The following is a 20,152-nucleotide window of genomic DNA, read 5'->3' on the forward strand; positions in this document are numbered from 1 at the left end:
GTAGAGGTCAAGATCACCGATGATCAATATAGACCCCAATTCAAGGCACTCTTTATGGACTACCTCTACTATCTTGCCAACGCCAGCCTGACGTTACGGGTCGTCGAACATCTCAAACGACAAAACTTTCCAGTTCGCTTTATCACGGTCATTCATCAAATCGATGGATGGGTGCTGCGGGTGAAAATGGAGTCTCCCCTGGGCCCTCAAGGACACGGCGACTTTAAAGCTTACCTTAAAGAAGTGGGGATTCCCTACCCCTCTAACATTCGTGTACAAATGGCGATGTGGAGTTTAGAAACTGGGCAAACGCCCGTAGATGTGATGCGACGTTATCAGGTGGCTGTTGTCTGTCATGGCAATCCAGACACAGCGGAAATTGAAGCCTTCCGTCGTCAGTTCGTTCGCGGACTTGGCTATTGCCCAGAAACTCTAGCTTAACCGCACGGGACCAATGTACTGCGGTTAATCCAAAACACCAACTAAGTAATCCTGTAAGGTGAGTTGAAGTTGGTTAACCTGTACAGGCTGTCCGATGACGATCGCATCGGGCAGCTTTGACGTTATAGGAGAACCTGGGGGAGCGGGCTGAGAACGGACAAGGGCTAAGTCAAAGCGACAGGGAAGTTGAGCATAGCGGGGAAAACGAGCCAGGAAAAGACGGGCGGCCTGATTTAAACGACGACATTTGGCCGCAGACAAGGCTAACCGTCCATCCTGGTCCCAGTTTCCCCGACTGCGGGTTTTCACTTCCACGAAGGCTAGAGTTTTTGCCGTTTCAGGGGTTGCGGGAAACCCAGCTACGATATCCAACTCTCCCAAACGACAGCGCCAGCGTTGGTGTAACACGCGCACCTGTGATCCCCGTAGCCATTGAGCGACTAGGTCTTCCCCTAGAGTTCCCACAATGTTCCTGGTAGGATGACCCTGGGAACGGCTGTTATCAGACGTGCTATAACCTTTCGTCATGGGAGAGTAAGGATTGTGAATTACGAGGATGAACAGTGTTGGTATCGGTTTGGGTCTCATGCTAGGGCGATCGCCCGCTCTATGGGGATTACGGTCATTTGTCTTATCCTGGTGGCGATCGCCCAGCTAGGGTTAGCGGTTCCCCAGGCCCAAGCGGTGGCCTATGAGAAGCAAACCCTCTACGGATCTGATTTTTCCGGTCAGGATTTGCGAGACTCCAACTTTACCCTAGCAACGATTCGGGCTTGCGATTTCAGCAAGGCCAATCTACAAGGGGTGCAACTGTTCCGCACCAAGTTTAAGAATGTTAACTTGGAAGGGGCTGATTTAAGCTTCGCCACCCTAGACTCAGCCTTGTTTTTAGAGAGCAATCTCAAAAACGCGATTCTTGAGGGGGCCTTCGCCTATAACTCGGAGTTCCGCAATACCGATATTGAGGGCGCCGACTTTACAGACATTTTTCTGAGCGATGATACCCTCGTGGATTTATGTGAGGTAGCTTCGGGAACTAACCCCGTAACGGGGAATGATACCCGAGATACCTTAGGCTGCGATTATCTCTGAGGTTGGCCAGTAGCCAGGCCTGACTATAGCGACAACGGCGATCGCGCATCATTAAAGAAGACTTATAGACCCTTCTTATTCTGTGCGATCGCCCTCAGACCAATATCCTCCCAATATCCTCTCAGGAGGCTTGCTGCGTTCGTGGGTTGGCACACAACCGTTGCGTCATCGCCTCAGCTTCCCGAGGTAACTGAATAACAAAACCCGCCCCGCCCATCATAGAAGGCTGATAGTATAAGCGTCCGCCATGTTTCTCAGTTACAATTTGGTAACAGATTGACATTCCTAAGCCTGTTCCTTTACCAATGGGCTTTGTGGTGAAAAAGGGATCGAAGATCCGCGATTGCACCGGTTCCGGGATACCGGGGCCATTATCCTCAATAATCACCCGAACCCAGTCCGTCTCAAACTCCGTGGAAATGCGAATCTGACTGGGATGCTCATAACTCTCCTGAGACTCACGTTGGCGATCGCGCTCCTCCAGGGCATCCAAGGCATTCACTAAAATGTTCATAAATACTTGGTTTAGGGAGCCAGCATGACATAACACCTCAGGCAAGAGGGCGTAATCACGGATAATCTCAACCTCGGGCCGATCTGAACGGGCCTTAAGGCGATTTCCTAAAATCGTTAGGGTACTCTCAATCCCCTCATGAAGATCGACCGGTTTCACCTCCGCCTCATCCAATCGGCTAAAATTGCGAAGACTGGATACAATTTCCCGGATTCGCTCAGCCCCGACTCGCAGTGAACCAAGAATCTTAACAATATCCTCAGCAATAAACTCTAATTCAATCTCCTCCCGCCGTTGCTGAACTTCAAGGTCATCGGTTGGACAATTTTGTTCATAGAGCCTTATAAAGTCCAACAAATCTCGGATATAGTCATTGGCATGAACCAAATTGCCATAAATGAAGTTCACGGGATTGTTAATCTCATGGGCAACCCCAGCCACCAACTGCCCTAACCCCGACATTTTCTCCGTTTGCACCAATTGCGCCTGGGTGTCCTTGAGGCGATGTAAAGCTTGTGAAAGTTCTTCAGTTCGGGCTTCGACTCGTTGTTCTAGAGTTTGGGTGAGCCGTTCGAGTTTCTGTTGAGCCTGTTGTCGTTCTTCAATTTCCTGGGCTAACTGCTGATTTTGTGCGGCTAATTCCTCTTCCGCCAGTTCACGACTTTCCTCACTCAATACATACCACCAAGCGGCAATGCCTAGGATGACCAGTAAAGGGGCGTATAGGGCGAAAAATAGGGTCAAGAAGGTTTCATTGAGCTGAGGCCATTGCTCCGGGAGGTCTTTCAGCCCCAAGTAAGCCACCACCACAAATAACAGTCCCGTGACACTGGAAATAAGAGTAAAAGCTCCCAAAAAACGTAACAGCTTCCGATCCAGATGAGGGGCAATTTTACTCTCAAAGGCAGCTTGCAGAGGTTGTAAGATGCGAATTTCGCCGAACTGGAGTGGGGGTTTACAGCGATCATGACAACGGGAGTCCAAACTACAACAGAGAGAACAGATAGAGCCCTCATAAACTGGGCAGTAGGCCATGTCTGGAACTTCATAAGACTGCTCACAGAGGCAACAATCGATTAAATTACGATTATCAAGAGTCCGAACTCCCCCATTGAGCGTCGGCGTTATCATCCCAATCACCTCGCTAGCTTCAATTTGGCTTTGATAGGGATTGGCCCGAGCGATATAGAAGCGTCCCCCTGTGAGTTTGGCCAAGATGGGAGAGAGAATAAATGCCAGTCCCAGAGCCAGAAACGGTGAATAGGCCTGGGCATACTCTCCCCAGGTTCCTACAAACGCGGTGATGGCCACCAGTGAGGCGATCACCGTTGCTCCAAAGCCCACAGGGTTAATGTTATACAGATGGGCCCGCTTAAATTCAATATAGGAGGGACTCCAGCCTAGAGGCTTGTTAATGATTAAGTCTGCCACGAGGGCCCCAATCCAGGCGATCGCCACATTGGAATATAAGCCTAATACCGCTTCCAAGGTTTGAAACACGCCCAATTCCATGAGTAACAGGGAGATGGCCACATTAAAAATCAGCCACACCACTCGTCCTGGGTGATTATGGGTTAAGCGAGAAAAGAAATTTGACCAAGCCAGAGACCCTGCATAGGCATTGGTGACATTAATTTTAATCTGGGAGACCACCACAAATAGAGTCACCACCCCTAACACCATTTCAGGAGTTTTAAAGACATCTTCAAACCCCGCTAAATACATATAGACGGGTTCCTTAGCCTTGGTCAGAGAAATTCCATGTTCCAGGGCTAGGAAGGCCAAGAAGGCTCCTCCAATTTGTTTTGCCCAACCCAACACAATCCAGCCTGGGCCAGCAGCCATGGCTGCAACCCACCAGCGGCGACGATTATCCGGTTGAAGGTCTGGTAAAAATCGTAAGTAATCCACCTGTTCCCCGAGTTGAGCTGTCAGGGAAAACGAGACCGTCGCGGCGGCCCCGAAGAGCAAAGGATTAAACCCGGCTCCACTCGGAGAGTTACCCCCAAACTCCATCCACCGCTGTATCACCTCTGGTTCCCGATGCAAGACGAATAGGTAGGGCATCACCATAAGAATTAGCCATAGAGGCTGTGTCCAGAGTTGCAAACGGTTGATAAACGTTACCCCATAGAACACCATGGGAATGATAATCAGAGAACAGAGAAGATAGCCCCATTGCAGGGGTAAATTCATATAAAGCTTCAGGGCCTGAGCCATGATGGCGGCTTCTAAGGCAAAGAAGATAAAGGTAAATGACGCATAAATAACTGACGTGATTGTCGAACCGATATAACCAAACCCAGCTCCCCGGGTTAGCAAGTCCATATCGATATTATATTTGGCGGCATAATAGGCAATGGGAATTCCCGCCAAAAAAATTAGAGCGCTAACTAGACTAATGGCCCAAAACGTGTTAAAGAAGCCATAATTAATAACGAGAGAGCCACCGATCGCCTCAAGGGCCAAAAAAGAAATTCCTCCTAAAGCCGTGTTGGTGACGATAAATTCAGACCATTTACGGAAGGATTTAGGCGCATAGCGTAGAGAATAGTCCTCAAAGGTTTCATTGGCGACCCAGGTGTTATATTCTCGCCTTTCCTTCAATATTTTCAAATTTTTTGCCATAAATGTTATAAAAGGTATCACAAAAATGGTGCGTTTTTGGGAACTTGACCAGTTTAACCTCTAGCAAAAGTCTCTAGTTTTGACAGTAATCCTGGCTACAAGATTACAAAAATTTAACGTTCTAGCTATTTTTTACAAGCCATGTAATCCTAAAATCCTGATTTGTGGGTAATCAATCTATTTCAAGCGACTCCGTATTTTAACGGACAAGGGTTGGAATCTAATATGATTGGCTCGCTCAAAGGTGGATTAAAGTCTAACATGACTTTAAAAATTCAGGGATAACTCCAAATGAAAGCCATTTCTATCCTCGGAACCTCTTCCAATGCGGGTAAAAGCTGGTTAACGACAGCCCTGGGGGCTTGGCTGTACCGCCAAGGGGTTAAGGTTGCCCCCTTTAAATCGCAAAATATGTCCAATAATTCCTACGTGACCTTAGAGGGAGGAGAAATTGGACGGGCCCAAGCCGCTCAAGCCTTCGCCTGTGGCTTACAACCCCAGGTTGAGATGAACCCGGTTCTCTTAAAACCCTCGGGACATGGAATGTCTCAATTAGTTTTACTCGGAGACGCGAAAGAGCATATCCCAGCACGGGAGTATTATCGCCATATTGAGGCTCTGTGGCAGGTGGTGGCAGAAATCTTAGAGGGTTGGAGATCTCGCTGTGATGTGTTGCTCCTGGAGGGGGCTGGGAGTCCGGTGGAGTTGAACCTGATGCACCGGGATATCGTTAACCTGCGTCCTGTGAGCTATCTTCAGGGACGGTGGCTCCTGGTGGGGGATATTGAACGAGGGGGGATTTTTGCCCAGGCTTTGGGAACCTATCACTTGATCCCCCCAACCTTACAACCCGCCGGCCTGGGATTGGTGGTGAATAAGTTTCGCGGTGATTTAGGCTTGTTTGCTGAGGCGGGCCAGTATTTTCAACAGCATTTACCAAAACTTCCCTATTTGGGGACGTTGCCCTATCAGGGAAGTCTGCAACCGGAAAGTGAAGATAGTCTCTGTCGAGACGCGGAGGAATCGGCCACCGGGACTGGGGAGATGTTGGCTTGGATTCGTTTCCCTCATTTATCTAATTCTCAAGACAGTCAACCTTGGCGGTTGGATGAGGGAGTTCAGGTGAAATGGGTGGAAACCCCCCAAGCTTTAGAGAAGGCGCGGCTGATTGTGTTACCGGGTAGCAAGAATACGTTAGGGGATTTGGCCTGGTTGCGCGAGACCGGTTTGGCCACGGCTATTATCGAGGCTCATCAACGGGGGGTTCCGGTGGTGGGGATTTGTGGGGGCTATCAGATGTTGGGAGATTGGCTGCTGGATGCAACGGGGGTGGCTGGGGATGCGGGCCGGGTTCGGGGTTTGGGACTGTTACCGGTGACGACGGAGTTTGCACCTCAGAAATCTGTGCGTCAGGTGTTGGCTCAATGGCAGAATCAGTCCTGGCAGGCCTATGAGATTCATATGGGCCAAACCTCACGCTCACCTCAGGCCCAGGATGAGGCGGTTTATGAACCTCTGTTGCTGGCTAATGGGATGGCGGAGGGGTTACGGGGCGATCGCGTTTTAGGGACCTATCTCCATGGCCTGTTTGAGTCTGGGGCCATGCGTGGCTATGTGATGGAGTTGGCTGGGGTGGAGAGTTATCAACCGTCTGGGGAGAGTTGGCAGGAGGTGCAACGACGGCTTTACGATGACATGGCACAATTGATGGAAGACTATTTAGACCTAATGCCGATTCGTCGGTATCTGCAACTTTGAGGTTTTAAGGGACTCGATGACGACTCATTCTCAGACCGATGCACTCAGTGCCAAGGAACAAGAGCGGCTACGGAAGATTAAGGCGGCTAAGGATAAGTCCCATGAGGCGCGACAGGGCCAGGAAAAGGGCCTCTATGTTCTGTTTACGGGACTGGGGAAGGGGAAAACCAGTAGTGCCATGAATTTGGTGTATCGTCATTTGGCTCATGATCTCCCCTGTGCGGTGGTTCAGTTTGTGAAAAACTCTGAGGCCTATCCCGATGGCGATCGCCTGTTACTGACAAAACTCTCGCAACAGGGGTTTCCGGTGCGCATCCATACCCTCGGAGGCGGTTTTACCTGGGAAACTCAGAACCCAGAACAGGATCGTCAGATGGCCGCTGCGGCTTGGGAGCAGGCCTTAGAGTATATTCAAGACCCTGAAATCTCTTTGGTGGTCTTGGATGAACTGCATATTGCTCTGAAAAATAAGCAGTTGCAGGTGGAAACCGTGTTGGCGGGGATTCAAAGTCGTCCTGTTCTCTGTCATGTGGCCACGACGGGCCGTTATGCGCCTCAGGAGTTGATTGAGGCGGCGGATTTGGTGACGGAAATGACGCGGGTGAAGCATCCGATTTCTCAGGGGATTCCGGCACAACTGGGGATTGAGTTTTAAGAGGCCGTCTTAAGGTTGGGGATAGCGGGAGAGGGCGATCGCGGCATTTTGTCCGCCGAAGCCAAAACTCAGACAGAGGGCGCGATCGCAATCCTCGGCCCGGGAATGGGTGATTAGATCTAGGTCAAATTCAGGATCTCGCAAGCCGACGCAGGGGGGAAGTTGGCGATCGCGAATGGCCAACAGACAAAACGCGACCCCCAAGGCCCCGGATGCACCGATGGTATGGCCCGTTGCCCCTTTTGTGGAACTGACGGGAACCCCTTGAGGGAAGAGCCATTGAATCAGGGCCGCTTCACGACTATCGTTGAGCCGGGTACTGGTTCCATGGGCGTGGATGTAATCAATCTCCTCTGGCTCTAATCCACTACGCTCTAAGCATTGTTTGACAGCGGCGATCGCCCCTAAACTTTCCGGTTGGGGGGCGCTGACATGATAGCCGTCGGCGGTTAGGCCAAAATCGAGAATTTCGCCATAAATCCGAGCCTCTCGCTCCAGGGCGATGTCCTCTCGTTCCAGGACAAAGAGGGCAGCACCTTCGGCTAGGGCTAATCCTTCCCGTCGGCGATCGAAGGGATAACAGCCCTGTTGGGCCAGGGCCCCCATGCGCTCAAAACTGGCTAGGGTGAGGGGAGTAATGGGAGCTTCGACGGCTCCGGCGAGAACGCGATCGCAGGTTCCCTCGCGAATTAACTGCACCCCTCGGGCGATCGCCCCCATGCCCGTTGCACAAGCGGCCATGGGGGATAAAACAGCAGACTGACTCCCACATTCAATGGCGGCCAGGGTGGCGGGGGTATAGGGGAGGGCGCTCAACCAACTGGCCTCGGGAGCGAGCTGGCCCCCCTGGGAAACTTGGCTAGCGAATGTTTCCAATTTCCCTTGTTGGGCCCGACTGGAGCCGACGACAATGCCACAATCGGGCAGGGGAGTCGTCAGTTGGGCATCCTTTAGGGTTTGTTGAACCACCTCGGGGATGATTTGCTCCAAGGAGCGAGGGGCTGAGTGGAGCATTCCCAAAGGTTTAAGGGGAAATTGGGGAAAGGGCTGTTGCAAACGCAATCCTGACTCCCCGTTGAGCAGCTTATGCCAGGTGCTAGCTAGGTCTCCTAAACTGGAAAAGCCAGCCATTCCCGTCACGACAACGGGAGTCACGGCTGGCCGCTTAAAACGCTGTGGTGCCACTACTGGACGAGAAACTCTGCCCCTTCAGTCACCGTTGCCGATTGGATGCGATCGCCCTGTTGAATCCCATCCACCACCTCCATACCTTCGCTGACATAGCCGAAGACAGCATAGTTACCATCGAGGAAACTTAAATCATCCAGAGCAAAATAAAATTGGGCGGAGGCGGAGTTCGGGGACTGCGATCGCGCCATGGCTACGGCTCCTCGGCGATGATTCAACAGAGGTGCTTCTCGCACCCCCGCAGCCATCAGAGTTTCGCCATACAGAGGCTCGCTGGCCCCTTGGGGTTTAATTTCCAGGGGAATATAGCGAGGTTGACCGGTTTCAGCATTGACATAATTCCCAGTTCCCAGACGAGACACAGGAACATCGGCATCGGCACTCAGGGGATCTCCCCCTTGAACCACAAAGGGTTCAGGTTCTCGGACTACTCGGTGAAAGCTGGTTCCGTCATAAACCCCTTTCTGAACCAGATCTACAAAATTTCCGGCGGTGACTGGGGCATCTTCACCATTGACCTCAATGGTGATGGAGCCACCGTTAACCACCATGACAACGGTGGCCATGCCCTCTAGACGGGGCGTTGTTGCAGCCACGTCCTGGACGGTTGCCGTGGTGGTTGAGGACGTTTCTGCTAGATCCGTCACTTGAGTACAGCTAGCCAGCACCGTCAAACTGATGACAAGTAGCACCGTTAAGCGCAGTCGCCACCAACGGTCCTGAGATTGGGTCAAAGGTTGCATGAGTCTGTGGCCAATGAATTGGACTAAAGCAAATCTGAATTTTACAATCCTTCGAGGGGAACGCTTAGAAAACGTGCTAATTCAGCCGCACGATTTTCGACCTCTGCCAGGGACAATGGCTGTCCCACTCGGGTCAAGGGAATATCCCGCATCCCCTTCACTCTCAGGTACAAGGCTCGTTTAGGATTTACACCATCCCGGATGTCCACTCGGATGGATTTGATGGCATCGACATCACAGGTAATTTCGATACGACGGTTTTTCCCAGGAAAGCCCCAGCGGAAGACGGTTACGTTGCCATCTTCCAGGTTAAACCTGTTGTAGCCACCGCCCACATCCCAGAGAATAACCAACCAAAGATAGGTCGACAGCAGAATCGCGGCAGAGCCATACAGGCCCATCACCAGCCCCTGGGGAAGAAAGATAAGTTCGGTGGGATTGGCAAAGGGGAGGAAATTCACCTGGGTGTAGCTAGAAATCCCTGCCAGGAGGAAGCCAACGCCGCCCACCAACACAACGGTTGCCCAAAAGTAATTACTGAAGCGTCGAGAACCGAGGACGGTTTGGGTTAGGGTGCGATCGCTCTTCGTGACAGTTTGTGCGGTCATAGTGAATCCTAGACTAATTTCTAAAAAACTTGTTGAAGACTTGACAAAAAATATTAAATGTGATAGGAGCGCCTCAAGCACAAGAGGTTTGAAACGTTCTTAATGTATTTTAACCTGTTCAGTCCCAGCTTTGAGAGGCAATTCCGGCAACTTTCTTAGAAACTTGGGTAGCATTCTGGGGAACTTGGTGGCATAGTATATACTTATGTTAACTTAATTAAAACCTTGCACCATTTTTCAAAGCAAGGAGGCTTGACGATATTATGACCATTGCTGTAAGTCGCGCACCAGAACGAAGCTGGTTCGACGTACTCGACGACTGGCTCAAGCGCGATCGATTCGTGTTTGTCGGCTGGTCCGGAATCCTTCTGTTCCCCTGTGCCTACCTCGCCGTCGGCGGTTGGCTCACCGGAACCACCTTTGTCACATCCTGGTATACCCACGGTCTAGCATCGTCCTACCTGGAAGGTTGTAACTTCCTGACCGTTGCCGTGTCCACCCCCCCTGACAGCTTGGGTCACTCCCTGCTGTTCCTGTGGGGACCCGAAGCCCAGTGGAACTTTGCCCGCTGGTGCCAACTCGGTGGACTCTGGACCTTTACCGCCCTGCACGGTGCCTTCGGACTGATTGGCTTTATGCTGCGTCAGTTTGAAATTGCCCGTTTGGTGGGATTGCGTCCCTACAATGCGATCGCCTTCAGCGGTCCCATTGCCGTGTTCGTGAGCGTGTTCCTGCTCTATCCCCTAGGACAATCGAGCTGGTTCTTTGCTCCGAGCTTCGGTGTCGCGGCAATCTTCCGTTTCATCCTCTTTTTCCAAGGGTTCCACAACTGGACCCTCAACCCCTTCCATATGATGGGGGTTGCCGGGATTCTCGGCGGGGCGCTGCTCTGTGCCATTCACGGTGCCACCGTGGAAAACACCCTCTTCCAAGATGGTGAAGGAGCTAACACCTTCCGCGCCTTTGAACCCACCCAAGCGGAAGAAACCTATTCTATGGTGACCGCTAACCGCTTCTGGTCTCAGATTTTCGGGATTGCCTTCTCCAACAAACGCTGGTTGCACTTCTTCATGCTCTTTGTTCCCGTCACGGGACTGTGGATGAGTGCCATTGGTGTGGTGGGACTGGGTCTGAACCTGCGGGCCTATGACTTCACCAGCCAAGAAATCCGCGCGGCTGAAGACCCCGAATTTGAAACCTTCTACACCAAGAACATCCTTCTCAACGAAGGGATTCGCGCTTGGATGGCACCGACCGACCAACCGCACCAAAACTTTGAGTTCCCCGAGGAAGTTCTACCTCGCGGTAACGCCCTGTAATTCTGAGTTATCTCAGTTTTATGGCGGTGAGGTTGACGACTGTGGGGTTGACCCTCAAGTTCTTGAAGTGACCCCCAGTCCTATCCTTACCTGTCCCACCTGCTTTGAGAGACATCGACTCAGAGACTTGTCGCTCCTAAAGATGTCTCCCTTGGATGCACGTTAGATATTAGAGGAGGTTACACCTCGTGACAACATCGTTCAACACTGCCATGATCAGTGGCGGACGTGACCAGCAATCATCGGGATTTGCCTGGTGGTCTGGAAACGCTCGCCTCATCGACCTGTCGGGTAAACTACTCGGCGCCCACGTTGCCCATGCTGGCTTGATTGTCTTCTGGGCCGGTGCAATGACCTTATTTGAGGTCGCTCACTTTGTTCCTGAAAAACCCATGTACGAGCAAGGTCTCATCTTGCTCCCTCACCTGGGAACCCTCGGCTGGGGCGTTGGCCCTGGTGGAGAAGTGATTGATACCTTCCCCTACTTCGTCGTAGGTGTGCTTCACCTGATTTCCTCTGCCGTTCTCGGACTCGGTGGGATCTACCACGCCGTTCGGGGTCCTGAGCGTCTGGAAGAATATTCCTCCTTCTTCGGCTATGACTGGAAGGACAAAAACCAGATGACCAACATCATCGGCTTCCACCTAATCCTGCTCGGATGTGGTGCGCTGCTGTTGGTTGCCAAAGCTATGTTCTTTGGTGGTGTCTATGATACTTGGGCACCCGGTGGCGGTGACGTTCGCGTCATTACTAACCCCACCCTCGACCCCTCGGTCATCTTCGGCTATCTCGTGAGAAACCCCTTTGGTGGCGTTGGGTCCATCATCGGTGTGGACAACATGGAAGATATCATCGGCGGCCACATTTGGGTTGGCCTCATCTGCATCGCTGGTGGTGTCTGGCACATTCTCACCAAACCCTTCGGCTGGGCCCGTCGTGCCTTCATCTGGTCGGGTGAAGCTTATCTTTCCTACAGTGTGGGTGCGCTGTCTCTGATGGCGTTCATCGCTTCGGCTTACGTGTGGTTCAACAACACCGCCTATCCGAGCGAGTTCTACGGTCCCACCAACGCTGAAGCCTCTCAGGCTCAGTCCTTCGTTTTCTTGGCTCGTGACCAAAAACTCGGTGCCAATATTGGTTCAGCTCAAGGCCCCACGGGTCTGGGTAAATACCTGATGCGCTCTCCGACTGGTGAAATCATCTTCGGTGGTGAAACCATGCGCTTCTGGGACTTCCGTGGTCCTTGGTTGGAGCCTCTCCGTGGTCCCAATGGTCTCGACCTCAACAAACTCAAAAATGATATTCAGCCTTGGCAGCTTCGCCGTGCGGCTGAGTACATGACTCACGCTCCTAACGGTTCCATCAACTCTGTGGGTGGAATTATTACCGAGCCGAACTCTGGGTTTAACTACGTTAACCCCCGTGCTTGGTTGGCAGCGTCTCACTTCATTCTCGCTTTCTTCTTCCTGGTGGGTCACTTATGGCATGCCGGACGCGCTCGCGCCGCTGCGGGTGGATTTGAATCCGGTCTCAACCGTGAAACTGAACCTGTCTTGAACATGAATCCTCTGGACTAGAGGCAGCTGTTCCCCACTGAAGTCATCACCCATTAGGTTGGGCTCAAACTTCAGTTAGTTCAAGGGTATGACAACCGCGAGTGGCTCCCAATCATCTGGGGGCCACTTTTTTGTTGGGTGCTACTTTTTTAGCGCTGGAGTCGCGGGTTTTGTGGATTTTAGTCTCTAAGGATGTCAAACAGTCTGGTAGCCTAGTGATGGGAGTTTTTGTGGAGATGCGATCGCACGAGAACTCTTTATCAGACATGATGCAGAAAAAGGATAAAGGGATGGTAATGACGGACGACCGGAACTCGCCTCAGGACGAGCAGTTTGATCTGCATACCTATTTGGCGGAGGGGAAGACGTTAGTTGAAGCCGCGCTCGATCGCGCACTTCCGGTCATCTACCCCGAACGAATTTATGACGCGATGCGCTACTCTCTCCTCGCCGGAGGAAAGCGTCTGCGCCCCATTTTATGTTTAACCACCTGCGAAATGGTGGGGGGAACTCGGGAGATGGCTCTGCCGACGGCTTGTGCGTTGGAGATGGTACATACCATGTCCTTGATTCATGATGATCTCCCCTCCATGGACAATGATGATTATCGGCGCGGTAAACTGACCAATCACAAGGTTTTTGGCGATGACGTGGCGATTCTCGCGGGGGATGGGCTGCTGGCGTACGCCTTTGAGCATATCGCCGTGGAAACTCAGGATGTCCCCCCGGCTAATATCCTCAAGGTAGTGGCACGTTTAGGTCGCGCGGTGGGGGCCGCAGGACTCGTCGGCGGGCAAATTGTGGATTTGGAGTCAGAAGGGAAACCGGATATTCCCTTAGATACGCTCCAGTTTATTCATACTCACAAAACAGCGGCTCTCCTAGAAGCCAGTGTTGTATCAGGGGCCCTATTGGCTGGCGCCTCAACCACTGAGATTGAGGATTTATCTCGCTATGCCTATCAGATCGGTTTGGCATTTCAAATTGTGGACGATATCCTCGATGTAACAGCCTCATCGGAGGTTTTGGGTAAGACCGCTGGCAAAGACGCTAAGATGCAAAAGGCGACCTACCCAAGTTTATGGGGATTGGAGGAGTCGAAGCGACAGGCGCAACTCGCGATCGCGGATGCGATATCGGCGCTGCAATCCTTTGGTGAGGCGGCTCGTCCCTTAGTAGAAATTGCCGAGTTTATTATCCGTCGCCAGTACTAAGGGAAGCTATGCAAAATTTGGCGCAAGTCTTGAATAATCACATTTTGCTTGTGGCACTCGCTGCCTGTTTAATTGCTCAGTTGTCGAAGTTACTTCTCTATGCTGTTCAACACCGTCGCTTTAATGGACGAGTGTTAATTGAAACCGGGGGAATGCCTAGCTCTCATTCAGCCCTGGTCACCGCCTTAGCTACGGGAGTTGGGCAGCGTTTAGGGTGGGACAGTCCTGATTTTGCCATTGCCGTCGTGTTTGCGGTCATTGTCATGTACGATGCCGCCGGTGTGCGTCAAGCGGCCGGTAAACAAGCACGAGTCCTCAATCAAATGATTGATGCCTTCTTTCACGAGGAAATTGAGTTTGATGAGGCTCGTCTTAAGGAACTTTTGGGACATACCCCATTCCAGGTTGTGATTGGCTCAGCCTTAGGGGTGGCGGTGGCCTGCTTACTTCAGGGGGGCTGATCAATAAAAGACCCAACTTGGGGGGTTGGGTCTTTTGACGGTCATGGAAACAACGGACTAATCATCCTGATTACTGAAGAGGATGGAAGAGTAAATCGGGGAAAATACGATTAAATTCAATCAAGATTCCCGCTGTAATGAACATCCAGGTGGCGGCTAAAACAGGAGCCGTTGACAGATATCTTTGTAGGTCTTTCATAAAGTTCACTCCGTGGTTTTCAAAAACGAATGTCAGCCGAGTCTAGCGGGGAGAAATGGGGATTTCATTGTCCTTAGCAAACATTTCTCCGGTGGTGATTTCTTTGAACGCAGCTAGGGGCCAAGCAAAACCACTCAGAGAGAAGCGAATCGCGCGGGGAACGTCGATGATGATTTCTTTTTCTTCGGGGGATTTCTCGCCACGAATCGAAATGAGATAACTCCGACCTGCCCAGCCAATCCAGCCAGCAATGTAGAGGAACAGCACACCAGGAATGAGAAATTCTCCGGCATGGCTCCACCGACCATCCACAATCAGGTGGGGGAGGCCTTCTTCTCCGCAGAGAAGCTCGCGTCCATAGAGTTCGAAGCGTTGTTTGGCTTGCTCAGTCGTTGCGGCTTTGGCCCGGGCGATGAAGGCAGGACTCTCGTTACAGGGAGTCAGACCTGCCACGTCAGCGGAAGCAGTGGGGGCAAAGCTGAACCAAAGAACTGCTGTCAGTACCAGCGCTAGTAGTCGTCGCATAAGAATGCTTTCCTTGGATATCAAAACTTAAAATGATATCTTTGATGACCGCGATATTCAGAGCCGAGGTCAATGTCAAAGATATCTGGCTAGCATCCTATCATAAAAGATATCGCTTCCTGGAGAGCTTTTGAGCCTAAATGACCACAATCCTTGCTATTGAAACAAGTTGTGACGAAACTGCCGTAGCAATTGTTAAAAAACGTCAAGTTTTAAGTAGTATTGTTACATCTCAAATTGAAACCCATCGTCAGTATGGGGGGGTGGTTCCTGAGGTGGCCTCCCGGCAACATTTGGAATTGCTGGGGGAGGCGATCGCCCAAAGTTTGAACCAAGCCAACCTTCATCCGAGTCAACTTGATGGCATTGCCGCCACCTGCACCCCTGGCTTAGTGGGGTCCTTACTGGTGGGGGTGATGGCTGCTAAAACTCTGGCCCTCGTCCATGAGAAGCCTTTTCTGGGGGTCCATCATCTGGAGGGACATCTCTATGCGTCCTATCTCAGCGACCCCAGCTTAGAACCGCCATTTCTCTGTCTGTTGGTCTCTGGGGGTCATACCAGTTTGATTCACGTGAAAACCTGTGGCGACTATCAAACCCTGGGGCAAACCCGTGACGATGCGGCCGGAGAAGCCTTTGATAAGGTAGCCCGCTTACTCAAATTAGGCTATCCAGGGGGTCCGGAAATCGATCGCCTGGCCCAACAGGGCAATCCCGATGCCTTTCCCCTGCCAGAGGGTCGGGTTAAACTCCCCAATGGAGGCATTCATCCCTATGATGCCAGCTACAGTGGCTTGAAAACCGCTGTCATGCGCTTGGTGCAAAAACTAGAAGCCAGTGAGTCAGACTTACCGGTGGCTGACTTAGCCGCCAGTTTCCAGAAAACCGTGGTGCGATCGCTCGTCAAACGGACGATTCGTTGCGCCTTAGACTATAACCTATCCACCATCGCTGTAGGGGGCGGAGTGGCAGCGAATCGAGGCTTACGGACAGCCCTAACAGCAGCGGCGGAGGCCGAGGGGTTACGGGTTCTCTTTCCACCCATGAGCTACTGTACCGATAATGCCGCCATGATTGGCTGTGCTGCCTCAGAACACCTCAGCCGAGGGCATACCTCCCCTTTGACCTTGGGGGTACGCTCTCGGCTGCCGGTATCTGAGGCGATGAGCCTCTATGGGCAATCTCAGGCTAGCTAAATTAGCCGTCCTGGCTATCTAAATAGCTGTTGAGGGCCTCACTGGCCAGGTCTAACATCGGTTTGCCAGACCGCAGGGATTCCTGTTTGAGACGCTCATACACCTCATCATAGATGCGAATCCGATGCCGTTCCTTACGCTTGGGTTTGAGGCTGGAGGGGTCATAACGATCGGAGAATTGTTGTAGGCCCTCCATGCCGATGCGATCGCAGAAATCCCCAAAGCGTTCACCGGGTTTACGATCCTGCTTGAAGTAGACAAACAACGGCTCCAGCACTGCTTCCAATTCATCCGCCGCCACGCGATCGCGATAGACTTGCGCCAAACGAGTTTGGTTCGGATCAGCCCCCAACCACATCTGATAGACATTGGGAGCGCGGCCGACAAAGCCCAACTCAGCGATATAGGGACGAGCGCAGCCATTGGGACAACCGGTCATACGGATGACAAACTCTTCTTTCTGGAGTCCCACCCGAATCAGTAACTTACGAATACGAGTGAGAATATCGGGGATAGCGCGCTCGGACTCCGCAATCGCCAGGCCACAGGTGGGCAGGGCGGGACAAGCCATCGAGAGCCGTTTGAGGGAGTCTAATCCTTCTAAGGACTGTACTCCCGCCTCTCGCAAAATCTGATTGATCGCCGAGCGATGACTGGGGTCAATATCGTAAATTAACAGGTTTTGGTGGGGCGTCAGACGCATCGGCAGGTTATAGGTCTCGATGATGGTCCGTAAAGCATCCCGCAACTTCCAATCGCCATAATTGGCAATGCGCCCGTTTTGCACCCAAAGTCCCAAGAACAGTCGGCCATCCCCCTGTTCCTGCCAACCGAGATAGTCTTCATAGCGCCATTCCGGTAGGGGTTGATAAGGCTGTAGGGGTTTCCCAAAATAGCCTTCTACGGTGCTGCGGAATTTTTCCACACCCCAATCATGGAGCAGATATTTGAGACGAGCATGACGGCGGTCATGGCGATCGCCGTAGTCACGCTGGGTGGCGACAATGGCTTTCACCAGGTCATAAATATCGGCTTTATCCACATAGCCAATTTCATCGGCGAGGCGGGGGAAGGTTTCTTCCTTATTGTGGGTGCGGGCCAAGCCGCCACCGGCGAGGATATTAAACCCCTGAAGTTGTCCCTGGTCATTACTGACGAGAACGACAGATAGGTCTTGGGAATAGAGATCGACGGAGTTATCACCGGGAACGGTGACACAGGTCTTAAATTTACGGGGCATATAATGCTCCCCATAAATAGGTTCCTCTTTATCCTTAAAGAGGGTGCCATTGCCGTTGCGTTGGCGCGCGGCTTTCACCTCAGGATCTTCTTCCCCAGAAATCGCCTTTTCCCCATCGAGCCAAATTTCGTAATAGGCGCCACTTTGTGGGGTGAGGAGATCAGCAATGCGATCGGCATAGTCCCAGGCTAAGCCATACTCCGGGCGATTTTTGAAGGGAGCCGGGGGAGCCATGACGTTGCGGTTCAGGTCACCACAAGCCCCCAGGGTGGAGCCAAGATTCCGAACAATAGCACTAATGGTGGCTTTAAGATTTTTTTTCAGGATGCCGTGAAGTTGAAAGCCTTGACGAGTGGTGACTCGCAGGGTTTCATTGCCATACTCCGAGGCGAGGCGATCCAATGTTAGATACAACTGGGCCGGGATAAAGCCACCTGGGTTACGGGTGCGGATCATCATCTGATAATCCTTTTCTTGCCCTTTGACCCGATTATCACGGTTATCTTGCTGATAGGAGCCATGAAATTTCAGGATCTGAATCCCATCTTGGCTGAAGTGGGTGGTATCTTCAAGAATCTCCGTGGCAACGGGTTCGCGTAAAAAGGCACTGCGTTCTTTAATACCTTCTAATTTAGAGAGTTTACGTTCGCTAGAGTTAGGGGTTAGCGTAGCCATGCTTTGACAAGGTGAGAGTACGTGATCACTGTCTCAAGCCCCGGGTCAGTATTGGGGAACTTGAGACAATAAAGGATTACCACCGACGGGGACTCATTGAGACCTGAACTCCGGTAATCCGGTCGAGATTATGGAGAATATATCTTGCAACTCATTTTAGCATCCCTGGGGGGACGCATTGAAAGCCCTGAAATTATTTTTTGGAATTGGGGAGGGTTGCCCTAGGGGGAGCCGGCTTCTTCCAGGTTGCCACCCACAACCCAGCCTTCCTGATTACTGGATTGGGAGCGAACCCGCTGCCAAGCACCGTCCTGAGCTTCTTCTAAAACGGTGACCCGTTCATTAAAGGCAATGCCTCCCAAGCTCCCTGCGTCATAACTAGGGTCGTCTCGCAGTAGTAAGCCTTCGGGCCAGGTGACGCGAGCTTCATAGAGTCCTGGGTCTGGGGTCGGTTCGGGTTCCGGCTCGGGTTCCGGTTCAGGAGTCGCTTCCGGTTCGGGAGTGGTACTGACTGGGGTAGCGGTGGGGGTTTCGACGGTTTCAAACTCAGGTTTGGGGGGCAGGGCCGTCAGGCGGGCCACCAGGTAGAGAGAAGCAGCGACGGCTCCACCAATCGTGAGGGCGATCGCCAGGGTGAAGCCGAGAATAAATTTAGCTAAGTTGGACAGATTCATAGGGAAAAACGGGTGTTAACTTTTGAGGGGTTCGGGGAGCTATAAGTCCCGCGCTGTACCTGAAAGGTCAGCGTCGGGACTTATACCCGCGCTTGTCGATTCCCCATGCTTCCGGCACGCTACGCGAACGATGGGGATGAGACCAGCATTTACCATTGGCTACAGCTTGTGGTAAACTGTAGCAATGCTGACAATGAACTACACCTACCGAATCTATCCAGATGCCATGCAGCAGACTGAACTGCGGTCGTGGCTTGAGACGTGCCGAGGCGTGTATAACTACGCTTTGCGCGAACTCAAGGACTGGATGGCTTCGCGTAAGGGTCCGGTAGACAGATGCTCGTTGGAGAAGGAATACATCATTCCCGCTTCGGAGCCGTTTCCGTCTTATCACCGTCAGCAAAACAACCTGCCTAAAGCTAAGAAGCAATTCCCGCATTTGGGTAAGGTGCATTCTCAGGTTTTGCAAACTACGATTCGGAGACTGCACGATACTTGGGGAGCGTTTCAGAAGCGTGGACATGGGTTTCCGCGCTTCAAAAAGTTCGGTCAGTTCAAGTCCTTTGTGTTTCCCCAGTTCAAGGACAACCCTATTGATAGCTTCGCTATCAAATTGCCAAAGATAGGAGAAGTCCCCATCAACCTGCATCGTCCCATCCCTGACGGGTTCAAGGTCAAGCAGGTGAGGGTTCTGTCCAAGGTGCGGGGTACGCAATGGTACGTTGTTGTCACGATAGAATCGAGTGTGTCGGTTCCCGATGCTCCGGTTCATGGCCGTGCGATTGGAATTGACCTGGGATTGGAGCGATTCTTGACCGCTTCGGATGGCAGTTTCCAGGAGCGCCCTAAGTTCTTCAAGTCGAGGCAACGCAAGCTGAAATTGCTGCAACGCAGAGCGGCACGAAAACAGAAGGGTTCTCAAAACTGGGAGAAGGCACAAATTGAAGTGGCCAGAATGCACCATCGCATTGCCAACCGTCGTAAAGATTTCCATCTGAAGACGGCTCATAAACTTTGCGACCAGGCGCAAACCATTTTTGCCGAAGATCTCAACGTCACGGGGTTGACGCGGGGGATGCTGCGGAAAGATTGTGTTGATGCTGCTTTCGGACAATTTCTGTCTCTGACGGAATGGGTGTGCTGGAAACGTGGCGTGTACTTTGCTAAAGTCAACCCAAACGGCACCAGTCAAACCTGCCCATCCTGCTTTGCGACCGTGAGCAAAGGGTTGGAAGTCAGAGAGCATCATTGTCCTGAGTGTGGGTATCGGACTCATCGTGACCATGCCGCAGCAGAGATGGTATTGCATCGTGGACTAGAGAACGTAGTAGCCCAGGGACTCTGGGGAAAGGAAACAGCCTGTCAAGTCGGTCTATCGGGGGTCTATGACCTAGATAAGTGGCGTGGGGCAGGAATACTCAAGAGCGATCTTGGGAAGCCCGCGCTGTACCCGTAGGGTCAGCGTC

The 20,152-nt window shown here is 52.0% G+C and carries 19 protein-coding genes; 10 read left to right on the forward strand and 9 right to left on the reverse strand.

Annotation, left to right across the window (positions count from 1 at the left end; genetic code table 11):
- The first annotated feature begins 54 nt into the window (after positions 1 to 54).
- Entirely contained in the window at positions 55 to 441 is a 387-nt protein-coding gene (locus NEA10_RS01580; RefSeq protein ID WP_252663473.1) for a hypothetical protein, read from the forward strand.
- Between the two features lie 24 nt (positions 442 to 465).
- Here NEA10_RS01580 and NEA10_RS01585 read toward each other — a convergent pair whose 3' ends face one another.
- Entirely contained in the window at positions 466 to 969 is a 504-nt protein-coding gene (locus tag NEA10_RS01585) for a YraN family protein (protein ID WP_252663474.1), read from the reverse strand.
- A gap of 15 nt (positions 970 to 984) precedes the next feature.
- Between NEA10_RS01585 and NEA10_RS01590 the strand changes: the two genes are divergently transcribed.
- Positions 985 to 1,533 (forward strand): pentapeptide repeat-containing protein, encoded by a 549-nt coding sequence (locus NEA10_RS01590; RefSeq protein WP_252663475.1) that lies wholly within the window; start codon positions 985 to 987, stop codon positions 1,531 to 1,533.
- A 121-nt stretch (positions 1,534 to 1,654) separates the two neighbouring features.
- Here NEA10_RS01590 and NEA10_RS01595 read toward each other — a convergent pair whose 3' ends face one another.
- Positions 1,655 to 4,675, reverse strand: a complete 3,021-nt coding sequence (locus NEA10_RS01595) for an ATP-binding protein (protein WP_252663476.1) — start codon at positions 4,673 to 4,675, stop codon at positions 1,655 to 1,657.
- 291 nt (positions 4,676 to 4,966) lie between these two features.
- Between NEA10_RS01595 and NEA10_RS01600 the strand changes: the two genes are divergently transcribed.
- Positions 4,967 to 6,433: a cobyric acid synthase gene (locus NEA10_RS01600; protein WP_252663477.1), complete on the forward strand. Its 1,467-nt coding sequence runs from the start codon at positions 4,967 to 4,969 to the stop codon at positions 6,431 to 6,433.
- A 16-nt stretch (positions 6,434 to 6,449) separates the two neighbouring features.
- Complete coding sequence (locus NEA10_RS01605) at positions 6,450 to 7,088, forward strand: cob(I)yrinic acid a,c-diamide adenosyltransferase (RefSeq protein ID WP_252663478.1); 639 nt, start codon at positions 6,450 to 6,452, stop codon at positions 7,086 to 7,088.
- 9 nt (positions 7,089 to 7,097) lie between these two features.
- Here NEA10_RS01605 and NEA10_RS01610 read toward each other — a convergent pair whose 3' ends face one another.
- The 3 genes from NEA10_RS01610 to NEA10_RS01620 are packed head-to-tail and all read right to left on the reverse strand — an operon-like array spanning position 7,098 to position 9,627.
- Positions 7,098 to 8,243, reverse strand: a complete 1,146-nt coding sequence (locus tag NEA10_RS01610; RefSeq protein ID WP_252663479.1) for a beta-ketoacyl-ACP synthase — start codon at positions 8,241 to 8,243, stop codon at positions 7,098 to 7,100.
- Between the two features lie 29 nt (positions 8,244 to 8,272).
- Positions 8,273 to 9,019 carry a peptidylprolyl isomerase gene (locus tag NEA10_RS01615; protein ID WP_252663480.1) on the reverse strand — a complete coding sequence of 249 codons (747 nt, stop codon included), beginning with the start codon at positions 9,017 to 9,019 and terminating at the stop codon, positions 8,273 to 8,275.
- A gap of 41 nt (positions 9,020 to 9,060) precedes the next feature.
- A complete protein-coding gene (locus NEA10_RS01620) occupies positions 9,061 to 9,627 on the reverse strand; it encodes a photosystem I assembly protein Ycf4 (RefSeq protein ID WP_252663481.1) in 567 nt (188 codons plus the stop codon).
- A 263-nt stretch (positions 9,628 to 9,890) separates the two neighbouring features.
- On the opposite strand from NEA10_RS01620, the gene psbD reads away from it, so the two are divergent.
- The 4 genes from psbD (at position 9,891) to NEA10_RS01640 (ending at position 14,177) form a co-directional block, all read left to right on the forward strand.
- Entirely contained in the window at positions 9,891 to 10,946 is a 1,056-nt protein-coding gene (gene psbD / locus NEA10_RS01625; protein WP_159784867.1) for a photosystem II D2 protein (photosystem q(a) protein), read from the forward strand.
- Positions 10,947 to 11,158: 212 nt separating this feature from the next.
- Complete coding sequence (gene psbC, locus NEA10_RS01630; RefSeq protein ID WP_252665254.1) at positions 11,159 to 12,523, forward strand: photosystem II reaction center protein CP43; 1,365 nt, start codon at positions 11,159 to 11,161, stop codon at positions 12,521 to 12,523.
- A 269-nt stretch (positions 12,524 to 12,792) separates the two neighbouring features.
- Positions 12,793 to 13,716: a geranylgeranyl diphosphate synthase CrtE gene (gene crtE / locus NEA10_RS01635; RefSeq protein WP_252665255.1), complete on the forward strand. Its 924-nt coding sequence runs from the start codon at positions 12,793 to 12,795 to the stop codon at positions 13,714 to 13,716.
- Between the two features lie 8 nt (positions 13,717 to 13,724).
- Positions 13,725 to 14,177, forward strand: coding sequence for a divergent PAP2 family protein (locus NEA10_RS01640; RefSeq protein ID WP_252663482.1), 453 nt, complete (start codon positions 13,725 to 13,727; stop codon positions 14,175 to 14,177).
- Positions 14,178 to 14,247: 70 nt separating this feature from the next.
- Here NEA10_RS01640 and psaJ read toward each other — a convergent pair whose 3' ends face one another.
- Positions 14,248 to 14,376 (reverse strand): photosystem I reaction center subunit IX, encoded by a 129-nt coding sequence (psaJ, locus tag NEA10_RS01645; protein ID WP_252663483.1) that lies wholly within the window; start codon positions 14,374 to 14,376, stop codon positions 14,248 to 14,250.
- 42 nt (positions 14,377 to 14,418) lie between these two features.
- Positions 14,419 to 14,901 (reverse strand): Photosystem I reaction center subunit III, encoded by a 483-nt coding sequence (locus NEA10_RS01650; RefSeq protein WP_252663484.1) that lies wholly within the window; start codon positions 14,899 to 14,901, stop codon positions 14,419 to 14,421.
- A gap of 140 nt (positions 14,902 to 15,041) precedes the next feature.
- On the opposite strand from NEA10_RS01650, the gene tsaD reads away from it, so the two are divergent.
- A complete protein-coding gene (gene tsaD / locus NEA10_RS01655) occupies positions 15,042 to 16,097 on the forward strand; it encodes a tRNA (adenosine(37)-N6)-threonylcarbamoyltransferase complex transferase subunit TsaD (RefSeq protein ID WP_252663485.1) in 1,056 nt (351 codons plus the stop codon).
- Between the two features lies 1 nt (position 16,098).
- Here the strand turns inward: tsaD and sir are convergent, their stop codons facing one another.
- A complete protein-coding gene (gene sir, locus NEA10_RS01660; protein WP_252663486.1) occupies positions 16,099 to 18,012 on the reverse strand; it encodes a sulfite reductase, ferredoxin dependent in 1,914 nt (637 codons plus the stop codon).
- A gap of 221 nt (positions 18,013 to 18,233) precedes the next feature.
- Positions 18,234 to 18,686 carry an SH3 domain-containing protein gene (locus NEA10_RS01665; protein ID WP_252663487.1) on the reverse strand — a complete coding sequence of 151 codons (453 nt, stop codon included), beginning with the start codon at positions 18,684 to 18,686 and terminating at the stop codon, positions 18,234 to 18,236.
- 193 nt (positions 18,687 to 18,879) lie between these two features.
- On the opposite strand from NEA10_RS01665, the gene NEA10_RS01670 reads away from it, so the two are divergent.
- Entirely contained in the window at positions 18,880 to 20,142 is a 1,263-nt protein-coding gene (locus NEA10_RS01670; protein WP_309494538.1) for an RNA-guided endonuclease InsQ/TnpB family protein, read from the forward strand.
- Positions 20,143 to 20,152 lie beyond the last annotated feature (10 nt).

This window comes from Phormidium yuhuli AB48 (genome assembly GCF_023983615.1).
GTDB classification, from domain to species: Bacteria; Cyanobacteriota; Cyanobacteriia; order Cyanobacteriales; family Geitlerinemataceae; genus Sodalinema; species Sodalinema yuhuli.